The organism is Nonomuraea sp. B12E4 (assembly GCF_039871825.1).
Taxonomy (GTDB): domain Bacteria; phylum Actinomycetota; class Actinomycetes; order Streptosporangiales; family Streptosporangiaceae; genus Nonomuraea.
On sequence record NZ_JBDPME010000051.1, the window covers coordinates 18,260 to 39,893 of the forward strand.

20 protein-coding genes are annotated in these 21,634 nt (G+C 68.4%); 12 read left to right on the forward strand and 8 right to left on the reverse strand.

The window, feature by feature from the left end; genetic code table 11:
• Window positions 1-7: 7 nt before the first annotated feature.
• Genes ABGB18_RS47385 through ABGB18_RS47395 form a run of 3 tightly spaced genes read left to right on the forward strand, consistent with a single transcriptional unit; the run spans window position 8 to window position 3,659 of the window.
• Window positions 8-976 carry an acetylxylan esterase gene (locus tag ABGB18_RS47385; RefSeq protein WP_347702300.1) on the forward strand — a complete coding sequence of 323 codons (969 nt, stop codon included), beginning with the start codon at window positions 8-10 and terminating at the stop codon, window positions 974-976.
• Window positions 973-2,067, forward strand: a complete 1,095-nt coding sequence (locus tag ABGB18_RS47390) for a cellulase family glycosylhydrolase (RefSeq protein WP_347702301.1) — start codon at window positions 973-975, stop codon at window positions 2,065-2,067. The genes ABGB18_RS47385 and ABGB18_RS47390 overlap by 4 nt, the downstream gene beginning before the upstream one ends.
• Window positions 2,064-3,659: an FAD-dependent oxidoreductase gene (locus tag ABGB18_RS47395; RefSeq protein ID WP_347702302.1), complete on the forward strand. Its 1,596-nt coding sequence runs from the start codon at window positions 2,064-2,066 to the stop codon at window positions 3,657-3,659. The genes ABGB18_RS47390 and ABGB18_RS47395 overlap by 4 nt, the downstream gene beginning before the upstream one ends.
• Before the next feature lie 36 nt (window positions 3,660-3,695).
• Here ABGB18_RS47395 and ABGB18_RS47400 read toward each other — a convergent pair whose 3' ends face one another.
• A complete protein-coding gene (locus tag ABGB18_RS47400; protein ID WP_347702303.1) occupies window positions 3,696-5,264 on the reverse strand; it encodes an FAD-dependent oxidoreductase in 1,569 nt (522 codons plus the stop codon).
• Here ABGB18_RS47400 and ABGB18_RS47405 point away from each other — a divergent pair.
• Complete coding sequence (locus tag ABGB18_RS47405; protein WP_347702304.1) at window positions 5,242-6,018, forward strand: helix-turn-helix transcriptional regulator; 777 nt, start codon at window positions 5,242-5,244, stop codon at window positions 6,016-6,018. The genes ABGB18_RS47400 and ABGB18_RS47405 overlap by 23 nt on opposite strands.
• 103 nt (window positions 6,019-6,121) lie before the next feature.
• On the opposite strand, the gene ABGB18_RS47410 is transcribed toward ABGB18_RS47405, so the two are convergent.
• A complete protein-coding gene (locus tag ABGB18_RS47410; protein WP_347702305.1) occupies window positions 6,122-6,886 on the reverse strand; it encodes an SDR family oxidoreductase in 765 nt (254 codons plus the stop codon).
• Window positions 6,887-7,007: 121 nt separating this feature from the next.
• Here ABGB18_RS47410 and ABGB18_RS47415 point away from each other — a divergent pair, with 121 nt between their 5' ends.
• Window positions 7,008-7,601: a helix-turn-helix domain-containing protein gene (locus ABGB18_RS47415; RefSeq protein WP_347702306.1), complete on the forward strand. Its 594-nt coding sequence runs from the start codon at window positions 7,008-7,010 to the stop codon at window positions 7,599-7,601.
• Between the two features lie 356 nt (window positions 7,602-7,957).
• Here ABGB18_RS47415 and ABGB18_RS47420 read toward each other — a convergent pair whose 3' ends face one another.
• The gene (locus ABGB18_RS47420; protein ID WP_347702307.1) at window positions 7,958-8,788 is read right to left on the reverse strand and encodes an NAD(P)H-binding protein; all 831 of its coding nucleotides are present in this window, start codon (window positions 8,786-8,788) and stop codon (window positions 7,958-7,960) included.
• A gap of 82 nt (window positions 8,789-8,870) precedes the next feature.
• Between ABGB18_RS47420 and ABGB18_RS47425 the strand changes: the two genes are divergently transcribed.
• Entirely contained in the window at window positions 8,871-9,848 is a 978-nt protein-coding gene (locus ABGB18_RS47425; protein ID WP_347702308.1) for an AraC family transcriptional regulator, read from the forward strand.
• A 49-nt stretch (window positions 9,849-9,897) separates the two neighbouring features.
• Here ABGB18_RS47425 and ABGB18_RS47430 read toward each other — a convergent pair whose 3' ends face one another.
• The 4 genes from ABGB18_RS47430 to ABGB18_RS47445 form a co-directional block, all read right to left on the reverse strand.
• Complete coding sequence (locus ABGB18_RS47430) at window positions 9,898-11,355, reverse strand: HEXXH motif-containing putative peptide modification protein (protein WP_347702309.1); 1,458 nt, start codon at window positions 11,353-11,355, stop codon at window positions 9,898-9,900.
• A gap of 78 nt (window positions 11,356-11,433) precedes the next feature.
• Complete coding sequence (locus ABGB18_RS47435; protein ID WP_347702310.1) at window positions 11,434-11,559, reverse strand: hypothetical protein; 126 nt, start codon at window positions 11,557-11,559, stop codon at window positions 11,434-11,436.
• Window positions 11,560-11,726: 167 nt separating this feature from the next.
• Window positions 11,727-13,106 (reverse strand): HAMP domain-containing sensor histidine kinase, encoded by a 1,380-nt coding sequence (locus ABGB18_RS47440; protein WP_347702311.1) that lies wholly within the window; start codon window positions 13,104-13,106, stop codon window positions 11,727-11,729.
• Window positions 13,103-14,065, reverse strand: coding sequence for a HAMP domain-containing sensor histidine kinase (locus tag ABGB18_RS47445; protein WP_347702312.1), 963 nt, complete (start codon window positions 14,063-14,065; stop codon window positions 13,103-13,105). The genes ABGB18_RS47440 and ABGB18_RS47445 overlap by 4 nt, the downstream gene beginning before the upstream one ends.
• A gap of 499 nt (window positions 14,066-14,564) precedes the next feature.
• Between ABGB18_RS47445 and ABGB18_RS47450 the strand changes: the two genes are divergently transcribed.
• From ABGB18_RS47450 to ABGB18_RS47460, 3 genes are all read left to right on the forward strand, one after another.
• Complete coding sequence (locus ABGB18_RS47450) at window positions 14,565-14,801, forward strand: hypothetical protein (protein WP_347702313.1); 237 nt, start codon at window positions 14,565-14,567, stop codon at window positions 14,799-14,801.
• A gap of 205 nt (window positions 14,802-15,006) precedes the next feature.
• Complete coding sequence (locus tag ABGB18_RS47455) at window positions 15,007-17,838, forward strand: AAA family ATPase (protein ID WP_347702314.1); 2,832 nt, start codon at window positions 15,007-15,009, stop codon at window positions 17,836-17,838.
• 442 nt (window positions 17,839-18,280) lie between these two features.
• Complete coding sequence (locus ABGB18_RS47460; protein ID WP_347702315.1) at window positions 18,281-19,171, forward strand: SDR family oxidoreductase; 891 nt, start codon at window positions 18,281-18,283, stop codon at window positions 19,169-19,171.
• Window positions 19,172-19,282: 111 nt separating this feature from the next.
• On the opposite strand, the gene ABGB18_RS47465 is transcribed toward ABGB18_RS47460, so the two are convergent.
• Window positions 19,283-19,483, reverse strand: a complete 201-nt coding sequence (locus tag ABGB18_RS47465; protein ID WP_347702316.1) for a hypothetical protein — start codon at window positions 19,481-19,483, stop codon at window positions 19,283-19,285.
• Between the two features lie 88 nt (window positions 19,484-19,571).
• On the opposite strand from ABGB18_RS47465, the gene ABGB18_RS47470 reads away from it, so the two are divergent.
• The 3 genes from ABGB18_RS47470 to ABGB18_RS47480 all read left to right on the forward strand — a co-directional run bounded on the left by ABGB18_RS47470 (window position 19,572) and on the right by ABGB18_RS47480 (window position 21,597).
• Window positions 19,572-20,120 carry a TetR/AcrR family transcriptional regulator gene (locus ABGB18_RS47470; protein ID WP_347702317.1) on the forward strand — a complete coding sequence of 183 codons (549 nt, stop codon included), beginning with the start codon at window positions 19,572-19,574 and terminating at the stop codon, window positions 20,118-20,120.
• 125 nt (window positions 20,121-20,245) lie between these two features.
• Window positions 20,246-20,830 carry a hypothetical protein gene (locus tag ABGB18_RS47475; protein WP_347702318.1) on the forward strand — a complete coding sequence of 195 codons (585 nt, stop codon included), beginning with the start codon at window positions 20,246-20,248 and terminating at the stop codon, window positions 20,828-20,830.
• Window positions 20,827-21,597 (forward strand): alpha/beta hydrolase, encoded by a 771-nt coding sequence (locus ABGB18_RS47480; RefSeq protein WP_347702319.1) that lies wholly within the window; start codon window positions 20,827-20,829, stop codon window positions 21,595-21,597. The genes ABGB18_RS47475 and ABGB18_RS47480 overlap by 4 nt, the downstream gene beginning before the upstream one ends.
• The last annotated feature ends 37 nt before the right edge of the window (window positions 21,598-21,634 follow it).

Consider the following 21,634-nt stretch of genomic DNA (forward strand, 5'->3'; position numbering starts at 1 on the left):
GACATCGATGCCTCATTTCGACCTTCCCATCGACCAACTCCGTGCATACCGGCCGGAGGTCAGGGTTCCCGCCGACTTCGCCGGCTTCTGGCGGCGGACCATCGCCGACGCCAGGAAGGCGGGCGGAGAGGCCCGCTTCACCCCGGCCGAGACGCCGCTCGTCGGCTGCCGGGTCCTCGACGTGCGTTTCCCGGGATTCGCCGGCGACCCGATCGCCGGCTGGCTGCTCCTGCCGCCCGGAGACCGGCCTCACCCGGCCGTCGTGCAGTTCCTCGGGTACGGGGCGGGCCGCGGATTGCCGCACGAGTACCTTCCGTGGGTCACCGCCGGATACGCGTGCCTGGTCATGGACACGCGTGGCCAGGGCTCCACCTGGGGGGCCGGCGGGACCACTCCGGATCCACACGGCTCAGGACCCGCCGCGAACGGCGCCATGACCCGTGGCATCGAGGACCCCGAGACGTACTACTACCGGCGGCTGTTCACCGACGCCGTCCGCGCGGTGGACGCGGTGCGCGAGCATCCGTCCGTGGACGCCGCCCGTGTGGCGGTGTCCGGCGGCAGCCAAGGAGGGGGCATCGCGCTAGCCGCCGCGGGCCTGTCGGAGGGCCTCATGGCCGTCTTCGCCGACGTGCCCTTCCTGTGCCATTTCGAGCGGGCCGTCGGCTTGACCGACCGCGAGCCCTACGCGGAGATCGCGCGCTATCTCGGCGTGCACCGGGAGAGCACTGAGCGGGTGTTCGACACGCTCTCCTATTTCGACGGCGTGAACCTGGCCGCTCTGGCCACCGCTCCGGCTCTGTTCTCCGTCGCTCTCATGGACCAGATCTGCCCCCCGTCCACGGTCTTCGCCGCGTTCAACGCCTACGCAGGTCCCAAGGAGATCACCGTGCACGCCTATAACGGCCACGAAGGCGGGGCCGCCGCCCAATGGCCCCGGCAGGCCGCCCTCCTGGCGGAGGCGGCGCGGGCATGAACGCACGCTACGGGGTCAACTACCTGCCGCGGGACAACTGGTGGTACGCCTGGGCGGAGGACGACGACACGTTCGCCGACGATCTCCACCAGATCGCCGCGCTCGGGTTCGACCATGTCCGCGTGCAGTGCCTGTGGCCGCTGTTCCAGCCCAGCCCGTCGTGGGTGTCGCCGCGCGCGCTGCGCCGTCTCGTCCACCTGCTCGACCGTGCGGCCGAGAACGGGCTGGACGTCTGCGTGACCGTGCTGGACGGCTGGCTGAGCGGCTTCGACTTCCGGCCCTGCTGGCTGAAGGACGCTGATCCGTTCACCGACGCCGGGGCCGTCAGCGCCGCGGAGCTCCTCGTCGGCGAGGTCGCGCGTGCGGTCGAAGGCCACCCGGCGCTGTGGTGCGTCGACGTCGCGAACGAGCCCAACGTCCTCATGCGCCACCTCAAGGCGGGCGAGGGCGAGCCATGGGCCGCGCGGATGCTGCGCGCCGCGCGTGCGGCCCGCGTGCCGGTCACCGTAGGCGTGGACCACGTGCCGTGGATGGACGACGAGGCCCCGATCGGCCGGGCGTTCCTGGCCGACGCGTGCGACCTCATCCCGGTGCACGCGTGGCCGTACTTCACCGGTGCCCTGGCCAGGGTCGGAGAGGAGCGCGCCTGGGCCGTGCCCGACTATCTCGCCCAGGTCGCCCGTGCCGCCTCCGCGGGCAAACCGGTATGGATCCAGGAGGTCGGGGTGTCGCCCCTCTGGCTCACGGACGTGACCGTGGAGGACTTCGCCGAGCGGATGGTGCGGCGAGCCGCCGCGATTCCCGGGCTCGCCGCCGTGACCTGGTGGGCGTCACACGACATCAGCCGCCGCTTCACGGGGTTCGACGAGCTCGAGTACGGCCTGGGCCTCATAGACGCCGAAGGCCGGACGAAACCCATCGGGACGCGGGTGGCCGAGGTGGTCGCGCAGTTGCGTGAGCGGCCGGCTGAACCCGCGGCGATGGCGGAGATCGTCCTGCCTGCCGGACGGGCGCCCGACCTCGACTTCGCCGAGGAGTGGTTCGCGCGGATGGGGACGATCGTCGGTCCTGCGGTAAGGAGTGCGTCATGATCGATCTTCTGGTGGTCGGAGGCGGGCTGGGGGGAGTCGCCGCCGCCTTGACCGCGGCCCGCCTCGGACTGCGGGTGGTGCTCGCCGAGCGGTCGGACTGGCTCGGCGGCCAGCTGACCACGCAGGGGGTTCCGCCGGATGAGCACCGGTGGATCGAGAGCGAACTCGGCTCAGCCTCGTACCGCGAGCTGCGCGAGACCATCCGCGCCCACTATCGCCGCCTTTATCCGCTTACGTCGGACGCAGCCGCGGACCCTCGGCTGAACCCGGGCCGGGGCAACGTGTCGGCGCTGTGCCACGAGCCGAGGGTGGCCGCCCTGGCGATCGAGGAGCTGCTGTCCGCACACCTCGCCTCGGGCGCGATCACCGTACTGCGTGAGCACGAGGTGGTGAGCGTGGACCGCCGTGATCGGCAGATCACCGGCGTACGACTGCGCGACCGGAACGGCCGCACCGTGGACGTGACCGCCCGCCTCGTGGCCGACGCGACCGAGGAGGGCGATCTCCTTGAACATGCGGGCATGCTCCACACGATCGGGGCGGAGTCACGTAAGGAGACCGGCGAGCTGCACGCCCCGCTGGAGCCGGACTCACGGGACCAGCAGGCGATCACCTGGTGCGTGGCGCTCGAGTACCGCCCGGGCGAGGACCACACGATCGATCGGCCCGCCGGTTACCAGCACTGGCGCGACACCGTCGACCCCCGGTGGCCCGGCCCGCAGCTGTCCTGGAGGGACATCGTGCCCGACTCGGGAGAGGTGCGGTGGCGGCCGCTGTTCGTCCACTCCCCCGCGCAGGCAGTCCGTACGGGGGCCGACGACCTGTGGCACTACCGTCGCATCCTGTCGCGGCACAACCTCGACCCGGACTTCCCCGGTGGCGAGATCACGCTGGCGAACTGGCCGCAGATCGACTACTGGGAGCGCCCCCTGCTCGGCGTGAGCCCCCAGGAGCGTGAACAGGCGCTGACGGAGGCACGCTCCCTCACGCTCGGCTTCGTCCACTGGATGCAGACCGAGGCCCCTCGCCATGACGGCGGCACCGGCTACCCCGAGCTGCGCCCCAGGGGCGATGTCATGGGCACCACGGACGGCCTGGCGAAGGAGCCCTACGTTCGCGAATCACGACGGATCCGCCCCTTGTTCCAGGTGACCGAGGCGCACATCGGGGTGGAGATGCGCGGCGCCGGCGCGGGCAGCGCCTTGTTCGAGGACAGCGTCGGCATCGGCCACTACCGCATCGACCTGCACCCCAGCACGGCCGGCCGAGGCTACGTCGACATCGACTGCTTTCCTTTCCAGATCCCGCTCGGAGCCCTCATCCCGGTCGACGTCGACAACCTCGTCGCCGCGAACAAGAACATCGGCACCACCCACGTCTCCAACGGCGCGTACCGGTTGCATCCGGTCGAATGGTCCATCGGTGAGGCGGTCGGCGCGCTGGCGGCCCAGGTCGCCGAGACGTTACTGACTCCAGCGGAACTCCGGGCCGATCCCGCGAGTCTGCGCCGCCTGCGGGAACGTCTTCATGACGACCTCGGTGTCACGCTCGAATGGCCCGACGACGTCCGCACCGGGAGGAGCAGTGCCTGATCACGTGGTGCCGCGCACCCGGGCTGACGCCAAAGGTCACCGCCAGGAGATGATCTGTCCCCTTTCGATGATGCGCTTCCGCAGCTGATCGGTGTCGATGTCCTGAACGGCGACCTGATCCCGGATCGACATCGCCGCGGCCACGGCGGCCGATTCCGCGAGCACGCAGAAGACGGGTTCCATGCGCGTGGCCGCGTACGCGATGTGAGTCGCCGACAGGCACACGGGCACGAGCAGATTTCCGCAGTCATTTCGGTGCGGCGTGACGGCACGATAGGGAACGGGGTACGGCCGGCCCGTTCCCATGTGTCCGCCGATGAACATGTCGCCCTCGGTCGCCACTCCGAGCCGCCCTGTTTCGGGATCGCGATGAGGGATGCGCCGAGCGGGATACACATCCACGCCGAACAGCGCGAGCCCGATGGCATCGCAGGGGTCGGTCTGGTTCAGCACATCCGCGTGGGTGAGGGTATACCGGCCCTTGAGCCGCCGGGACACCCTCACATAGAGCTGATGCGGCCATCCGCCGGTGTCCGGGAAGAGACTGGAGTCCAAGCCGTAGGCGGCCGTTTCCCGGCGGAACTCCTCCGGCACCTCGGGGTGGGTCGAGAGGAAATGGTGCAGACCGCGGAGATAGTCGATGTGGTGGCGCCAGATCCGGGACCGGGCCTTCCAGTCGCCGTCCTGGTAGTCGCGGCTCACGCCGAGGGGAGCGTTCGTGACGAGGGAGGCTCGCTGGTAGTTGTACTCGCCCGAGTTGAGCCATCCGGGAAAGATGTCGCGGAGACTGGCAGCGCTCTTGATGTATCGCCGGACCAGCTCGAACTGGCCGGGAGAATAGTCGTCCGGCGCGGTGATCTCGGCCTTGTGCCGCGGGTCCGTCGTCAGGTAGAAGCGGAAATTGTACGCCTGCGTGTAGTCGTCCGCCGAGCCGACCGGCAGTCCGTGGTCCTCGTCGATGAGCGGGACGAGCCCACTGGTGCTGTCCCCCGGCACAACAAAGGGGTCGATCGGCGTCCAGTTGGTGACTTGCCCGACACCGGCCACCTCCTCCCCGAACTCTTGGCGCGATTCGCGCCCGGTCCGATAGGGCACCCCCGCGAGAGCCATCAGGTCGCCTTCATAAGAGGTGTCGATAAAAGCGGACGCCGATACGCTGAAGGTGTCTCCCGCTTCGGGCGCGGGAACCCCCCATGTGTCGGGCGGCGCGGACGCGAGCTGGATGGCGCTGATCCGGTCGCCGTGTCGCGTCACCGCCGTGACGCGGTGCTCGTAAATGACGGTGACACCGGCTTCGGCGACCCATTCCCGGAACATGCGAACGATGTCCGGGGGCCGAGTGCCGAAACGGAAGACGGCCTCGCTCGTCAGACCGCCCACCGCCTCAGGAACAGGGCAGTCCTGCAGTGGTTTGATGCCCGCGCCCAGCATTCCGCCCAGCCAGCGACCTGGCTCGACGAGAATGACGGATGCGCCCTCCTGATGTGCCGTGACGGCGGCGACGCAGCCTGCCGGCGTTCCGCCGTAGACGCAAATATCAGCTCTCATTTTTTTATCTTCTCGGGCTGCAACAGCCCGCGGAATGACCGTTTCGATCGGGGGCATGCACATTTTTCGCCTTGACGGGTATGTGGTCGTGCCGGAGCGGCCCAGTTTCAGCCTCGGTTCCGATACCTACGAGAGCTGGTCCATGCTGCTGCCCTGGACCGGAGCGTTCTCTTACGAAGTCGATGACGTGGGCGGAACCCGGCTCAGTGGTGAGGCGCGTTTCGGCGATGTGGTCATCAGCCCGCCCGGCGGCACCTTGCGGCGCGAGATGAAGGAGCCGACGTCGTTCTTCTTCGCGCGATTCCTGACCGCTCTGAGGCCGCCGATCGGTGGCAGCTCGTTGCCGGACGTCGACCGGCTGCGCGCCAACCTCTCGCTGCTCGAATCACATGAAGACCTGGACGACGACATGGTCACGGCCCATGTGGTCAACGACGTGCTCATCGCCGTACACGGGAAACGCACGCATGAGGACGCCCTGGTGCGGGAGGCGACCGCCTTCATTCTGGAGAACTTCGCCTCGCCGGATCTCTCCCTCGGCGACCTCGCCAGGATGCTGGGCGTCAGCCCTTCGCTGCTCACGCGACGATTCCGCGACGTTCGAGGCGTCACACCGGCTCACTACCTGCGCCGCGTCAGGTTGCGGAAAGCGCGCGAGCTGCTGACCGGGACCGACTTCACGCTGCAGAACATCGCCGAACAGTGCGGCTATCGCAGCGCGTTCTATCTCAGCCGGGTCTTCAAGAAGAGCACGGGTCAGTCGCCTTCCGGATACCGCGCGGAAACCGGTTCTGTACGGTCACTGGTGTAACTCCTGATCAGGGCATGGTGCTGCTCCGCAGCGGCTTGAGGGTGGATCCGTCCGGCGGAAACGGCTGTCGGGGCAGTGGCGGGGGCTGTGGCGGGGCTGTGGGTCAGCTTCGGGCGCCGAGGTGGAGGCCGCCGCTGGCGTCGAGGACCTGGCCGGTGATCCAGCGGCCGTCGTCGGAGGCGAGGAAGGCGACGGCGTCTGCGACGTCTTCAGCCCGGCCGAGGCGGTTGAGGCTGGTCTGGCCGGTGATGAGCTCCTCGATGCCCGGGGCCTCGAAGACGGGCACGTTGACGTCGGTTTTGGTGGCGCCGGGAGCGACGGCGTTGACCGTGATCTCCCGGGTGCCCAGCGCACTTGCCAGGGTCAGGGTCATCGTCTCCAGGGCGCCCTTGCCCATGGCGAAGGAGGTCTGGCCGGGCAGGGCCATCCGGGCGGCGACCGAGGTCAGGGTGATGATCCGGCCGCCGTCGCGCAGCAGCGGGAGGGCCCGCTGGATGATGAAGTACGGCGCCTTGACGTTCACCGCGAAGAGACGGTCGAACTGCTCCGGCGTGTCCGTCTCGATCGGCCCGGCCGGGAGGGCCGCGGCGTTGTTGACCAGGATGTCCAGCCCTCGCCCGGCCAGCCCCTGCTCCAGACCGGCGAACAGGGTGTCGACGTCCCCGGCCGTGCCCAGTTCGGCCCGTACGGCGAAGGCGCGCCCGCCCGCCTTCTCGATCATGGCGACCGTCTCGTTCGCCCCCGGCTCGCTGCCGCCGTAGTGCACGGCGATCTCCGCGCCGTCAGCGGCCAGACGCAGGGCGATGGCCCGCCCGATGCCGCGCGAGGCTCCGGTCACCAGGGCGATCCTGCCAGTCAGTCTGCTCATTTCCACACCTCAATCTGTTAGTAGCTCTCGATCTGTTAGTAACTACCAGCACGGTACTGTATCCCACGTGAATGGCGAAAGACCAAACCTGCGCGAACGCCGACGAACGGAGACCCAGCGCATGATCCAGTCGCACGCGATGCGGCTGTTCATCGAACACGGCTACGACGCCACCACCGTCGATCACGTCGCCCGGGCCTCCGGCGTCTCCCCCATGACCGTCTACCGGCACTTCCCGACCAAGGAAGACCTGGTGCTCCACGACCAGTACGACCCCCTCATCGCCGCCCGGGTCGCAGCCCGACCGGCCGACGAGCCCTTGGTACGCCGGATCGGGCGGACCCTGGTCGAAACCACCCGCGCCCTGGTCGAAACGACCCGTACCGCCGCAGGGCCCACCGACGACGCGCCGGCAACGCGCGAGCCGCCCGAGAAGGACCTGCTGCTCGCCCGCCTCCGGTTGATGATCGACACGCCGGCCCTGCGCGCCCGCCACCTGGACGGCCAGTTCGCCACCCAGAAGGCCATCGTCGACGCCCTGCTCGGCGACGCACCGGACCCCGAAGCGGAGTTCCGCACCTGGGTCGCGGCCAGTACCTGCCTAGCCGCCATGCACGTCGCCCTGATGCGCTGGGCCCAGGAGGACGGACGCACGGACCTGCCCGCCCTGATCGCCGCCGCCCTCCACGCCGCCTTCGACGACGACTTCACCTGACCACCCACGCGAACGCATCGGGCAACGACACGATCGTGAACTACTCCGGGCCGCCCGGCTGCGCAGTACTCGCACTGCCACCGAGCGGCAGACGCTTGGCGGTGTCCAGGCGTACCTCTGAGCGGTCCGGCAGACGGCCGTCCTTGGCGTTGAGGAACGGTCGCGGCCGACGGATGCGGGCGTGTTCGGTCCGGGCGGGGCGCGCTTTTGGGGCTGGTCGTCGCATTAGACGGCGGTCTTGCTTGCGGGGCAGCGCGATAGCTTGCGGGGCAGCGCGGTAGAGCGGGCGCCTGAGCCGATGGGCCGTGCGGGTGGCCGGTCTTCCCCGTCACATCAAGCACCAGGACCGATCGGCATCAACGCCATGCCCCCGCCGCCGCTGCGCGGACGACATAGGTCTCGAAATCGCGGGGCCGGCGGCCCAGAACGCGGTACACGTCGTCGGTGACCTCAGCGGTCACACCGCGGCGCATCAGGTCGAACATCTCCCGGCCGTAGCTTGCGACCTCGGGCGGGTACCCCTGCGCCACGAGCGCGGCGACGAACTCCTCGGACGAGACCTCCACGTAACGAACCGGCCGACCCGACACCCGCGCGATTACCTCGGTGGCCTCGCGGAAGGTAAGCCCCCGCGGGCCGGACAACTCGTAGCTGCGGCCGGCGTGCCCGGGCTCGGTGAGCAGCGCCACCGCGACGTCGGAGATGTCGTCCACGTCGATGAAGGGCTCCACGATGCCACGGGCGGGCAGTACCAGCTCACCCGCCATGATCGGGGCGTGAAAGAAACCGTCGTCGAAGTTCTGGCTGAAGTTCGTCGGGCGCAGGATCGACCACTCCACACCGGACGCGCGCACAGCCTCCTCGGCCGAGCGCACGTCCAGACCGAAAAGGGAGTCGCCCCAGGTGTCGGCGCCGCGGCCGGACAGCAACACGAACCGGCGCACGCCGGCGGCCACCGCCCTGGAGACGAACTCGTGCGCGGGACCCGGCACCTCGGGCGCGATGACGTACACCGCTGAGACACCGTTGACCACGTCGTCCCATGTGGTCGGATCAGCCCAGTCGAAGCGCGCCTCACTCGATCGGGAGGCCGCCCGAACGGTCTTGCCCGCGGCCCGCAGCCTGGCGGTCACCCGCCGGCCGGTCTTTCCCGTGGCACCCAGCACCAGGAACACATCTTGGCTCATGGATCCCAGGAAACCGTGCCAGACGTGGACTTTCCATGGGTCAAAACCGCGTTTCGCATGTCCATTCGTCTACGCTTCAACCATGGATGCCTTTGCCGATCTCCTGCGCGGGATACGCGCCAACGGCTCTGTCTTCGGGCACTCGATCCTGTCGCCGCCGTGGTCGTTGCGGTTCGTCGACGGCGCGCCGCTGACGCTGTGCGGCCTGCTTCGAGGCGAGGGGTGGATCATGGCCGAGGCACAGGCGCCTCGGCGCATCACGGTCGGTGAGGCGGTGGTCGTGCGCGGCCCACAACCGTTCTTGTTCGTCGACGACCCGGCCACGAACGCGCCGGTGGTCACCGACTGCGGGGAGCACGGCGCGCTCCCCGCGAACGGCGGCACAGTCCACCATCTCGGCCGGCGGACGTCCGGCGACCCCGATGCGTCCACGACGCTGATCGTGGGCGCGTATCCGGTGCGCGGCGACATCGGCCGGCGGCTGCTCAAGGCACTGCCGCCGGTGCTGACCGTGTCCATGGACGGCGACACCGCCGCGGTGAGCGAGTACATCGCGGCGGAGGTCGCGCTCAACCGGCCGGGACAACAGGTGGTACTCGACCGCCTTTTGGACTGGCTGCTCGTCTGCACGCTGCGCGCGTGGTTCGACCACCCGGACACCAGCGCTCCGGCCTGGTACACGGCGATGAGCGACCCGATCGTGGGCGAGGCGCTGCGACACATGCACGACGACCCGGCGCGCCCCTGGACGGTGGCGCAGCTGGCCTCCCGGGCCGGTGTCTCACGCTCCGCCTTCGCACGCCGGTTCACCACGCTCGTGGGCCAACCCCCGCTGGCCTACCTCACCCAGTGGCGTATGACCATCGCCTCGGACCTGCTCATCGAACCGGACGCGACCATCGCCGACGTCGCCAAACGCGTGGGCTACGCTGACGCGTTCAACTTCAGCGCGGCGTTCAAACGCGTCAAGGGCATGAGCCCGAGCAACCACCGATCACAACACACGCGGCCGGTCGCATCCACACACTCGTCGCTCTCCCCTGGGGATATGCCCGGTTAACGGCTCTGGCCGTAATCGGTGGTGGCCGACGGCGTACCTCCCAGCCTTCTCAGGAGCCCGCGGGCACGATGAGCCCGGCCGACAGGAGGCCGGTCAGGCCCAGGTCCAGCCGGTCGTCGGCGCCGGATCCCGCCGCCTGGCGGTAGCGGTCGCGCAACGACGACAGGTCCTTGCCGTCGCACAGCGCGTAGATCAGCCAGGCGTGGTCATTCAGCCACTGGAACCTCGGCGGATCAGGGGAGAACGCCACCAACTGGCCCTGCTCGGGGATCGGGCACACCTGCACCGGCTGGACACGGAGGTAACCGCGTACGTTCAGGTCGACCTCCGCGGCGGGCTGGGGCGGGGCAGGCTCCCCTTCGGGCGTTGGCCCGGGAGCGGCCAGCCCGGGGGCCAAGGGCGACACCGCGCCGATCAACCAGTCGACGAACCGCCTGCCATCGGCCGTCAGCATCCCGCCGTGAACCTGTGAGACCTGCCGGGCGAGATAGGTCACCCGTTCGAGGCTGGTGGTGTACGCCCCGCTCCCGGCCGCCTCGCTGCCGGGCGTGGCCCGGTCGACGAACTCGGTCGCGGGCGGCTCCCCGTACCTGGCACGCAGGTCGGATCCCGCCTCGGCGGCGGCCCGGCGGAACACCAGCAGGTGGGCGTAGACGTGCATGGCGAACAACACCCGCGTCAACGTCCACGGCCGCACGCGCCACGGGATCGGGATCGACCGGCCGGGGTCGACGGTCACGGAGCCGGTACGCAACACGTCGAACAGCTTCAGATGCAGGCCCTCGTGGAAGAGCGTCTCCGCTGCCGTCCAGGGGTCGGCCAGCCGCTCGGGGGCCAAGAGGAGAGTCGAAGGAAGCGGGTCGCCGCCGGAGATCGAATTCAGGGTACCGTCGGCCATTTCGCCATGGGCGAACCCGGCTAGAGAAACGTGCGGCAACACCCCGGCGCCCGCGTGGGGCAGCAAAGCCGCGAGGAGTTCCGCACCCCGGCGGAGGCCGGCCAGCATGTCCGCGTCGGGGCGTACCCGAGCGCCCGAGCCGTTCTGCGAGAGCGTTCCCGCCAAGAGCTCATCCAGGCGGGAGCTCAGCGCCCGTTCCTGGTCAGAGCTCGGGTCGAGGTCCGTCCAGACCCAGGAGGCGGCGTGCTCCGGCCAGGGGCGCAGGCGAGGGCGGGCCAGGCGCTCACAGGGCCCGGCGCCGTCGAGCGCGTCCGCTGCGCCGCTCTCCAGATAGCCAGCCAGGCTGCCGGTCTCACCGGTCTGCCGTTCCAGGGCTACGAGGTCGTTCTCGAACGCGTTGCGCAGCACCGGGTCGTACATCAGAGGGCGAAGATCGGCGTCGGCGGTCCGGCTCAGCCGCTCCAGCCGGTCGGCGGCACGCACCTGGTGGCGGGCGAGCACCGACAGGCCCAGCCGGTAGCGAGCCAGGTTTCTGGCCTCGATTGACTGAGCGCAGCCGAACCGGGGATCCGAGCCGAGTGTCAGGTCGATATTCGCCAGGGCGGCCATGGACGTCACCTCGATTTCAGGATGGGAGCCGGCGGCGGGTTGCCCGCCGCCGGACTGATTTGCGCAGCGTTGTTCGGCTTACTCGGCTCGGGGAGAGTTGAAGGGCGGGTACCACGCGCGCTCGTGCGGGGCATCGGTGGTGACGCTGGGCTTGGTGCTCCCCGCGAGCGGGAACTTCGGCATTTCCACGATCTCAGTCGGCATGCTGATCACTCCGTTGAGCTCGAATGACTTGACGTATTCGAAACTAGAGAGGGTCGGTGTGGTCCCGGTGTGGCGCCGGTTTGCCCGCGGCGAAACCGACGTCGCCGAACTCCTCACCGACGACCCGGTCACCAACGCGCTGCGGCACGCTTCAGTGACGAACCGACCTACGAGTACGCCGGAAGGCGGACGACGAAGCGCGCGCCCCGATCGCTGTCCTGGATGGTCAGTGTGCCGCCATGGCTCTCGGCGATCTGCCGGGCGATGGGGAGACCGAGCCCGACGCCGCCCGCGTCCCTGCTACGTGCGCTGTCCAGCCGGGTGAATCTCCGGAACACCATCTCTCGCTGGTCGGCGGCGATTCCGGCGCCGTCGTCGAGCACCTCGAGCTCCGCGACGCTCCCCGGGAATCTCGGGTCTTCGGTGAGGCCGGCGTCGCCGCACCGCAGGGTGACCGTTATCGTGGACGACGCGTATCGCTGGGCGTTCTGGACCAGGTTGGCGACCAACTCCCCCAGCCGGGACCGATCGCCCATGACGGTGACGCCCGGCGTCAGGTGTTGGACGACCGTTCTGCTCGTCTGGTGTTTCTTCAGTTCCGCGGCAATGAGCTGCGCCAGATCGACGGCCTGTCGCACGCATGGTGCGCCGGCATCCAGCCGAGTGAGCGTCCGCAGGCCTGATGCGATCGACTGGAGCCGCTCGATGCTCCGGAGTACGGCGCCGCACAGACTGGCGAGGTCTACGTCCTCCGGTGCGAGGAGGGCATCCTCCATCTGGGCGCGGATGGCGGTGATCGGGGTGCGGAGTTCGTGGGAGGCGTCGGAACAGAACTGCCGCTGCTGTTCCAGCACGTCCTCCAGCCGGGCAAGTGTCTGGTTGACGCTTCGGGCCAGCCGGTGGATCTCGTCCTCCGGCGTGGGGACCGGGACCCGGCGGCCCAGGTTGGTGCTGCGGATGTGGTCGAGCTGAGCCCGGATGTCGTCGACGGGTCTGAGCGAGCTGGTGACGGTGCGCCGCGCTCCGTAGGCCACCGTGGTGGTGAGGATGACCGTCCCCACGATCAAGATGCCCGCCACATCTGGATGGACGTAGAACGGCAGCGTCGGTGCGGCGCTGTAGATGGTCCAGTCGCCGTCGCGGTACACGTGCTGGGCGACGACGATGTAGCAGCGTCCGGATCCGACGATGGAGTGGCAGACGACGGCGCTGGCCACTCGGTGCGGGCCCTTGGGTACGAAATCCGCCATGACGGGCTTGTGCTGCAGTTCCTCGGTCGCGGCGACCACCTGTCCGTGCGGATCGACCACCTGAACGGGCCGGATCAGGTCCTGTGAGATGGGCGGAAGCGGATTGACGAGTTCCCCCCGGTCAACGTAGTACCCGGTCAGCTCGCCCACGGCCGTCACCTCTTTGGTGAGGCTCTGGGCCGCCGACCTGTTGATGGCGACCAGCAGGACAGTGGAGAACACGATGCAGAGCGAACCCACCGCCACGCCGGTGAACAGCACCACACGAAATCTGATCGAGCGCTTCCGCAGCCTCATGACCGTCCCGTTCCGCGAAGCTGGACCCGGGGCAGCAGCAGAACGAAGCGAGCCCCACCCGCGGCGCCCTCCTCGACATGGAGGGTGCCGTGATGCGCCTGGGCGATGTCACGGGCGATGGCCAGGCCGAGTCCGGTGCCCTTGCGGTCGAGCCGACGGCCGTCGTCCAACCGGGTGAAACGCTCGAACACCCGCTCCCGGTCGCCGACCGGTATCCCCGGCCCGTCGTCACTGACCGCGAGTTCGACGGCGGCCTTGGTAGGGCGTACCTCGACGCGTACCAGATGGGTGGAGTGCCTCTGAGCGTTGTCCAGCAGGTTGGCGAGCAGCCGGCAGATCTGGGACGGCACGGCGGTGACGGCGCTGCCGTGGATCAGGTGGAGCCGAACCGGGAGCCGATCCGCGCGACGGGAGATCTCGGTCTGGACAAGTGCCGCGAGGTCGAGATGCTGCAGTTCGCCGGGTGTACCGGTCTGCATACGAGCCAGGCCCAGCATGTCGTCAGTGATCGCCTGGAGCCGCTCCACCTGGTCCAACGTCGTTCCGAGCAACTCGGGCAAATGGGCGTGGGCGGGATCCTGTCGTGCCAGTTCCAACTGTGTCCGCAATCCCGCGATGGGATTGCGCAGTTCATGGGAGACGTCGGAGGCGAACTGCCGTTGGTAGTGCGCGAACTCCTCGAGTTCTTTCCGTTCTTTGTGGAGGCTTTCCAGAACCTTGTTGATTGTGTGGCACAATCGGGTGATCTCATGCGCGTTTTCAGGTTCGGAGATGCGCGGGGGCCGGTCCGCGGGGTCGATCATCCTGAATTCGGCGCGGACGGTCTCCAGGGGGCGCAGCAGCCTGCCGGTCACCTTCCAGGTGACCCACGCGCCCACCATCAGCTCCACGGTTATGAGGGCCACCGTCAGTTCGGGGCTATCAGTCCAGAGCGGTTGCCGCGTCTCGACGGCGGCCACTCGGGACACCGTTGCGGGACGCACTCCGTATGCCGGCGTGCGCAGGTCCCCCGGGCGCCGCTCGCCGGGCCAGGAGGGCCGCCCGTGCTCACTGGGTGGCGTTGCGACGGTGCTCGGACTCTGAGCGGTGGAGGGCGAGGCCATCAGACTCAGCCCCACTCCCGCGATGACGAGAGTGGCGGAGGCCACGACGGTGGCCAACAAGGTGATCTGCCCTCGCAACGAGCGCGGCCTGCACTGATTCCAGACCCTTGACCAAGCGCAGGCCCGCTGTCGCGCACGGCTCGAATCCGGCGGGAGACGCCCGGGGACGGTCTCGTGGCTCGCCGAGCCGGCCGGCTCCGCCCCGGTGGGGCCACGGGTCTCTCGCACGGCCTCGGTCCGCCCGTCGGCGGCTGCACCGATCGCCGACGGGCGGTACTGCGTCCAGCCGGCTTGCGAGACACGGTGAGAGGCACTTCTCCATCCGCCCTCATCACCCTCTCCGTGAGCGAACTTCATGATTGTCGACATCTCGCGCGCCGGGGGTTCGTTCCATCTGGCCTTCGATGATCTGCGGGCCAGAAGGCGGGCGAGTCCTCTGGCGATTGCCATGGACGATCTGACCAAAGGCCACAGGCGTATCAACCAATCGCTGGGCGGGTCCTCCATCGCCATCCTTTCGGAAAGGGAGATTCGAGGGGATGCCAAATTTCGGGAAAGGCCAGGAGTCGACGTGAGCGGGGGCCGCCGCTGACGTTCTCTCAGCCGCTCTCTGCCGAGGGGATCATTCCGTATCACCTCATGAGAAGTGATGAATGAACGGCTGCGAGTCTGCACGGTGGGTAAGGCCGCCGTATCGCATATCTGTGTGACTTTTGGTTTCCGCGCTCGACGAACTCGGCCGCCACACGTTTTATCGGACCCGATGCGCTGGGTATCTCATGGATATGGGGCTCGAAATGGCAGGTGGGCCTGGCTCCCGGGGGTCATCCTGGCCTGGGTGGCGTGGCCGTACGCGGGAGTGGGAGCTCGTCGTCGGCCTGATCCAGGCGGCTCAGGTCGGCCGGGGCGGAGTCCTGCTGGTCGAGGGCCAGTCGGGCGTCGGTAAAAGCCGCCTCCTCGATTTGGCCGCAGCCGCCGCGGCCAAGGCGGGGCTCGAGGTCGCCACAGGCGTGGCGGATGAGCTGACCCAGCTGATACCGCTGGCCCCGCTGATGTCGGCGCTCGGGGAGCCCGAACGTACCCTTTTCGCGGGCGAGAACGCGGGTGTTCCCGATCTGGCTGATAACCGGTTGCTGTTGCTGGAGCACCTGCAGGAACCTCTGGAAACGCTGGTGGCTGATGGGCCCGTGCTTCTCACGTTGGATGACGTGCAGTGGAGCGACCCGTTGACGCTGCTGGCCCTGCGGTCGATGACGAGGGAGCTCTCCTCTTATCCGCTCGTCTGGATGCTGGCTCGTACGGTCGGCAGGGGCGACGTCCCTCGGCTGGACCGTCTGTTCGACGTACTGGAACAGGACGGCGCGACGCGGATCGTGCTGGAGCCGCTGGATGAGCGAGCGGTGGGGAAGATAGTCATCGACGTTCTCGGAGCGGCTCCTGAGCCAGATGTGCTGGCCCTGGCCCATTTGGCGAACGGCAACCCTTTCCTGCTCGTCGACCTCCTCGAAAGGCTCAAGCGTGAGGGCGTGTTCCAGGTCGCAGACGGTCGCGCGCGGGTGGTGTCGGCGGGGCTGGCACGGGCCCAGGCGGTGACGCGGGAACGCCTGGAGGAGTTGTCGGTACGGACCAGGCACATGCTGCAGGCCGCCGGAATCCTGGGACGTTCGTTCTCGGTCACGGATCTTGCCGAAATGCTCGGCGAGTCCACCAGTGGTCTGTTGCCCATGTTGGAGGAGGCGATGTCGGCGGGCATCGTCGACACCGCGGGGGACGAGCTGACCTTCCGCCACGACCTGCTCTGGCAGGCGGTGGTCGGGACTATCCCCAGCGCCGTACGGCGGGCCCTGCACCACGATGCGGGGGAGATGTTGCTCCAACGAGGTGGATCGGCCGTTCCCGCCGCCTCGCACCTCATCCACAGTGCCCGTCGAGGTGACGCGTCCGCACTGCGGGAACTGGACCGGGCGGCGCGCGAGGTGCTGCGGTCCTCACCCCAGACCGCCGCCGATCTCGCCGCGCGAGCGCTCGAACTCAGCGATCCCGCCGACCCGGACTGGGTCAACCGTGCCGCTACGGCGGTCGACGCCCTGACGGCGATCGGGCGGCTGCCGGAGGCTGCCGATCTGGCCCGTACCGCGCTCGGCAGGGCACCGCCTTCCCACGACCCTCACCTGCGGTGCGCGCTGGCCTACATCCTGCTGCTGAGCGGCCAGCCGGCAGACGCGGAATCCGAGGCAGAAAGACTGCTCACACAGAACATCCCGGATGACGTTCGGGGCATCGCCGAATGGACGGTGTTCTGGTGTCTCATCTGCCTGAACGACTTCGAAAGGGGGCGGCAGCGGGCCGAGGCCGTGCTCGCCGAGCGCGGGCGACACACCGATGCCGCCGTGGTCGGGGCTCATCTCCTGCTCGCCCGGTTCGCCATAGCCGATGGCCGGGTCGCCGACTCGTTCACCCACCTGCACGAAGCCCAGCGGATCGCGAACAGCGGCACCGTCGAGGCCATCCAGCGCCCGTACGCCCGCCTGCTGCTGAGCCTCAACTACAGGGCCATGCGACAGTTCGAGTTGTCCGACATCGCCATCCAGAACGCCGAGGAGGAGATCAGCGCCCTCGGGCTGACCGTGCTCGCCGCGGGACCCGCGCTGTTCCGCTCCGTCCTGAAGCTGGCCCTCGGCCGATTCGATGATGCCGCCGCCGAGGCCCAGGCCGGGATGACGATCGCCGACGAACTCGGCACGCATGGGTTCATCCGCGTCGGGCTGTCCATGCTCGCCCTCATCTCCATGCGGCGTGGCGACATCGACACCGCGGTCCGGTACATCGAGCGGTACAACTCCATACAGGCCGCTTCCGGAATGTTGTTCGGGTCGGTGTGGGAGCGGTGGGTGATGGCGACGGTGGCCGAGGCCCAAGGCGACCCCGAACGGGCGATCGACATACTCCACGCGATCTACACCAACCAGGAGGAGCGGCGCTGGGCGCTCATCACGACGCCTCTCACCGCCGCCTGGATGACCCGGCTGGCGCTGGCCACGGGGAACCGCCGGTATGCGCAGGCCATAGTCGACACGGTCGAATCCCTGGCCAGGAACAACCCCGACTTCCCTGTCATCGCCATCACGGCCGCCCACGCCTACGGCATCCTCCACAAGGACCCTGAGGCGTTGGCCTCCGCCGTCGCCGATCAGCCTGAACCGTGGGCACGCGCGTCGGCCGCCGAAGATCTCGGGGTTCTGCTGGCCACCACACCCGGCACCGCTGCCCGCGAACAGGCCGTCAGCAACCTGGACCACGCGCTCGACGGTTACCAGCGCGTCGGCGCGCTCCGGGACGCGGCACGTGTGCGAGCCAGACTGCGCACATTGGGTGTACGGCGCCGCCACTGGGCCCAATCACAAGGGCCCGCCTTCGGATGGGACAGCCTCACCGAAACGGAACGCGCCGTGGCGGTGCTGATCGCCCAGGGATTGACCAACCGCCAGGCCGCCGCACGAATGTTCCTGTCTCCTCATACGGTCTCCACCCACCTACGCCGGATCTTCGCCAAGCTCGACATCGCATCCCGTGTCGAGCTGGCCCGCATTGTCACCGAAGAGTGGGCGGACCCGCTCCGGGACGCGTAGCAGACCGCTCGCCTCACCGCTCCCATGGGCTGGTCAAGGCGTGCCGCTGTTCACCTGGGCTGTGTACGGTAACGGAGAAGCGACCCCTCCACGGCGAGATCCGCTCCTCACGAGCGGCTTGCAGCCGTACCCGTCACCAGGTCAGCCGCTCGCACCCCACCGCGCCGCGCTGGACCGAAGTCCTAGGCCGAAAGTCTCCTTCCCCTCACCTGATCGGCTTGTGATGCTGTCGACATGCCTGGCCTTCCCCAACTGATCGCGTTCTGCGCGATGTCCTCGCTCCTCGCCGCCCTTCCCGGTCCGAACGTGCTGTTCACGAAAGGCCATCCGGGCTGGTCGGACCACGCGGCAGGCGACCAGCGGCATACAGAGCGTGCCGAAGAGGGCGCGACGCACGGTGTGGTAAGGCACGATCGTCGGGGCGACGAACCCCAAGAGCGTCGTGTTCCTCACAGCCGTGCTGCCCCAGTTCGTGGACCCGGACCGCAGCCATGTCGTGGGCCAGATGCTGCTACTCGGGTTGACCTGCGCCCAGTTGGCCCTGTCGTGCGATGAAACTCCAGAGGCAGCAGGCATTTACATGAGCTTCGAACAGCAACGTGTCGTCATCACCGGTGCGTCCCGCGACTTCGGCCGGACTCTCGCCATCCGTTTCGCCCAGCACGGTGCCGAGGTCTTTGTGTCCTCCCGCAGCCTGGAGGCGTCACGACGCGTGGCGGGCGAGATACGTGACCTCGGCCATGAACATGTGCACGCCTTCGCATGCGACCTGGCGGACCCCGCCTCGATCCGGCAGTTCGCCGCACAAGTGGCACAGTGCACCGACCGGGTGGACGTGCTGGTCAACAACGGCGCTCGCTGGCTGGAGGGGCCGGATCTCCTCTCCGCCAGTGACGAGGACGTGACCGACACCATCGCCACCGGAGCGACCGGCACGGTCTTGACCGTAAAGCGTCTTTTGCCGCTGCTGCTCGCATCCGACAGACCAGACGTGGTCAACATGATCTCCGCTGCCGGGCTTCCGGCCCATCAGCGCTCCAACGCACATGACGCTTTCTACGCCGCCAAGAGCGCACAAGCCGGCTTCGCCGACATCCTCTCCAAGCGGCTGCGACCCCAAGGAGTGCGGGTTATCTCGCTCTACCCGCCAGACTTCTGCAACCCAGACCCGCTGTCCCCGCAGTGGGAGAGCACGCCGCGCGGTTCCGGCGACATGCTGACGGCCCACTCCGTGGCGGAGTGCGTGTTCTTCGCCCTCAGACAGCCCCGGGACTGCTTCATCAAATCGTTCCACTTCGAGCAGGCGCCCGACGGGCCGGCAGAACATCGATAAAGGAGGCCGAGCCGTTACCTTCGGACCGATCGCGTGAGCGAGGCCAGGGCTGGAGACCTGTCGACGACGGCCGGAATTCACCCGTCGTCGACAGGTCCGCGCTTCACGTCCTTACTCCCCTGGCTCATCGATGATCAACCCGTAGGCCGCGAGCTCGGACCGGGTGACGACCTCACCGAACGCTGCCCAGTGGCCCTTGGAGATCTGGCGTAACGGGACCCGGACGGGGCCGGACACCCCGGGCACGCCTTCGGGAATCGTGACGGTCACGCGATAGATCGGCTTCGCATGGCGCCGGCCGCCGACGAACACATCCTGCTCGTTGACGAAGCACCGGGCAATCCCACATCCCACTGCCGTCCGAGCTTGTTAGTAAGTAGTTACTATGTAAAATGGGAACATGGACGTAAGGCGCAGCACCGCGAACCAACGACGCGCGGAGGCCATCATGGCCGGTATGCGGGTCTTCGCCGACCATGGGCTCATGACGGCATCGATCCAGCAGGTCGCGGACGAGATCGGGGTGTCGCAGCCGTACGTCTTCCGGCTCTTCGGCAGCAAGCACGCGTTCTTCCTGGCCTGCCTCGACGAGATGGAACGTCAGATGCTTGAGCTCATCCGGCAGGCCGCGGCGACGTCTCCGGACGATCCGTTGTCCGCGATGCGCGCCGGCTTTCGGGAGATGCTCGCCGACGGATTCATCACCGGCCTGTGGTTGCAGGCATGCGCCGCCGCACGCAGGGACGAGACGGTGGCGGCGCGCTGCCGCGCCGTCATCTCGGCAGTTCTGGAAGAACTCACACGGCTGACGGGCGCGGGGACGGACGGCTTGGCGCGAAATCTCGCCGACGGTGTGCTCGTGGTGATATTGCAGGCGGTCGGGGTGGACCTCACGGGTGGGAGTCTGGCCGCCATCGATTCCCTGCGCGTCGAGAAGACGATCCCGTGAACCGGCTCCTGCCGCCGACCGGGACCACGGGCGAGCGGGAGGTGGGCGCGCCGGCCTCGGTCGTGGTGTCGTCCCGCCCTTACCGTCCCATTCGCATATTCGAGCCGGTGTCATGAGGGAGGATCATGTCGGTCGCCACCGCCTGGGGAGTGGACGCCGAAGAGATGGCCGCCGCATACCCGTGCGACCAGGTCACTCCGAATCCGGCGGAGGTCTGGTTCAGAGCGGTGAGCGTGCGCGCGCCGCGGCCGACCACCTTCCGCTGGTTGTGCCAGCTCAAGACGGCTCCGTACAGCTACGACCTCCTGGACAATTACGGCCGCCGCAGTCCGCGCACGCTGACCCCCGGGGCCGAGCACCTGGCGACCGGCCAGCGGTTCATGACGATCTTCGAGCTTGTCGACTTCGGCCCGGACGATCACCTCACCCTCCGGATGACCGCGCCGAAAGCCGTGCAAGCGTTCGGGCCGCTGACGCTCACCTACGCGGTGCGGGACGGCGCCTCTGGCACCACCCGTCTGGTGGTGAAGCTCAACGTCGGCGAGGAGGGGGACGGCCTCTTGTGCCGTGCCCGGAGGCGGGTGTTGGCCTGGGGGGACCTGTTCATGATGCATCGCCAGCTGACGACGCTGCGCAGGCTCGCCGAACCCACTGCGGCCGGCCATGAGCGCGGCTCAGGCATGGGCCGTACCGACGAGGAGGCGCCATGAACGCGCAATACCACAACCCCTACGAGAAGCCGTCCGGGACAATCGGCATCCGGGCCGTCCGAGCCGCGGGCTTCCGCGAGCGTCAGTTCCACACCGGGACCATCCGGATCAACTACGTGGAAGGCCCGGACGCAGGGCCTCCGTTGGTCCTGATCCCGGCACAGACCGGCACCTGGGAGAGCTACCAGCGGGTCCTGGCGCCGCTGTCGCACCGGTGGCGGGTCTACGCGGTCGACGTACGCGGCCACGGCAAGTCGAGCTGGACCCCCGGCGAATACTCGTGGCGGCACCTCGGCGCCGACATGACGGCGTTCCTGACCGAGGTCGTACGCGCTCCGGCCGCGATCTCCGGCAATTCCTCCGGCGGGCTGATCGCGCTCTGGTGCGCGGCCAACATCCCCGATCGGACCGCCGCCGTGATCCTTGAGGACGCTCCGGTCTTCTCAGCCGAGATGCCCCGTTTCCGGGACCGCGACCGCTACGTGTACCAGGGCTTGCACCACCTCGTGGAAACACTCGGGAACCTCGACGACCGCGATCTCGCGAACTACCTTCGCGGCCTGACCCTGCCGGTTTCCGAAACGCGCGAGCGGCGCGTCCCGGACTGGTTCGTATCCTTCCTGTCTCGACGCATCCGTGCCTTCCAGATGCGCCATCCCGGCCGTCCGGTGGACATCCTGAGCTGCCCCGGGTTGGTTGGAGGCTCCCAAGACTGGAAGGCTGGGAGTCGTGCCCGCACCGAGGAAGTATCCCCCAGAGCTGCGTGATCGCGCCGTCAAGATGGTATTCGACCTGCGTGAGGAG

What these genes read in the sequence shown, in the direction of transcription:
- ABGB18_RS47385 (WP_347702300.1), top strand. Translation starts at nt 8, where the DNA reads ATGCCTCATTTCGACCTTCCCATCGACCAACTCCGTGCATACCGGCCG.
- ABGB18_RS47390 (WP_347702301.1), top strand. Translation starts at nt 973, where the DNA reads ATGAACGCACGCTACGGGGTCAACTACCTGCCGCGGGACAACTGGTGG.
- ABGB18_RS47395 (WP_347702302.1), top strand. Translation starts at nt 2,064, where the DNA reads ATGATCGATCTTCTGGTGGTCGGAGGCGGGCTGGGGGGAGTCGCCGCC.
- ABGB18_RS47405 (WP_347702304.1), top strand. Translation starts at nt 5,242, where the DNA reads ATGACCGTTTCGATCGGGGGCATGCACATTTTTCGCCTTGACGGGTAT.
- ABGB18_RS47400 (WP_347702303.1), bottom strand. Translation starts at nt 5,264, where the DNA reads ATGCCCCCGATCGAAACGGTCATTCCGCGGGCTGTTGCAGCCCGAGAA.
- ABGB18_RS47410 (WP_347702305.1), bottom strand. Translation starts at nt 6,886, where the DNA reads ATGAGCAGACTGACTGGCAGGATCGCCCTGGTGACCGGAGCCTCGCGC.
- ABGB18_RS47415 (WP_347702306.1), top strand. Translation starts at nt 7,008, where the DNA reads ATGATCCAGTCGCACGCGATGCGGCTGTTCATCGAACACGGCTACGAC.
- ABGB18_RS47420 (WP_347702307.1), bottom strand. Translation starts at nt 8,788, where the DNA reads ATGAGCCAAGATGTGTTCCTGGTGCTGGGTGCCACGGGAAAGACCGGC.
- ABGB18_RS47425 (WP_347702308.1), top strand. Translation starts at nt 8,871, where the DNA reads ATGGATGCCTTTGCCGATCTCCTGCGCGGGATACGCGCCAACGGCTCT.
- ABGB18_RS47430 (WP_347702309.1), bottom strand. Translation starts at nt 11,355, where the DNA reads ATGGCCGCCCTGGCGAATATCGACCTGACACTCGGCTCGGATCCCCGG.
- ABGB18_RS47435 (WP_347702310.1), bottom strand. Translation starts at nt 11,559, where the DNA reads ATGCCGACTGAGATCGTGGAAATGCCGAAGTTCCCGCTCGCGGGGAGC.
- ABGB18_RS47440 (WP_347702311.1), bottom strand. Translation starts at nt 13,106, where the DNA reads ATGAGGCTGCGGAAGCGCTCGATCAGATTTCGTGTGGTGCTGTTCACC.
- ABGB18_RS47450 (WP_347702313.1), top strand. Translation starts at nt 14,565, where the DNA reads ATGATTGTCGACATCTCGCGCGCCGGGGGTTCGTTCCATCTGGCCTTC.
- ABGB18_RS47455 (WP_347702314.1), top strand. Translation starts at nt 15,007, where the DNA reads ATGGCAGGTGGGCCTGGCTCCCGGGGGTCATCCTGGCCTGGGTGGCGT.
- ABGB18_RS47470 (WP_347702317.1), top strand. Translation starts at nt 19,572, where the DNA reads ATGGACGTAAGGCGCAGCACCGCGAACCAACGACGCGCGGAGGCCATC.
- ABGB18_RS47475 (WP_347702318.1), top strand. Translation starts at nt 20,246, where the DNA reads ATGTCGGTCGCCACCGCCTGGGGAGTGGACGCCGAAGAGATGGCCGCC.
- ABGB18_RS47480 (WP_347702319.1), top strand. Translation starts at nt 20,827, where the DNA reads ATGAACGCGCAATACCACAACCCCTACGAGAAGCCGTCCGGGACAATC.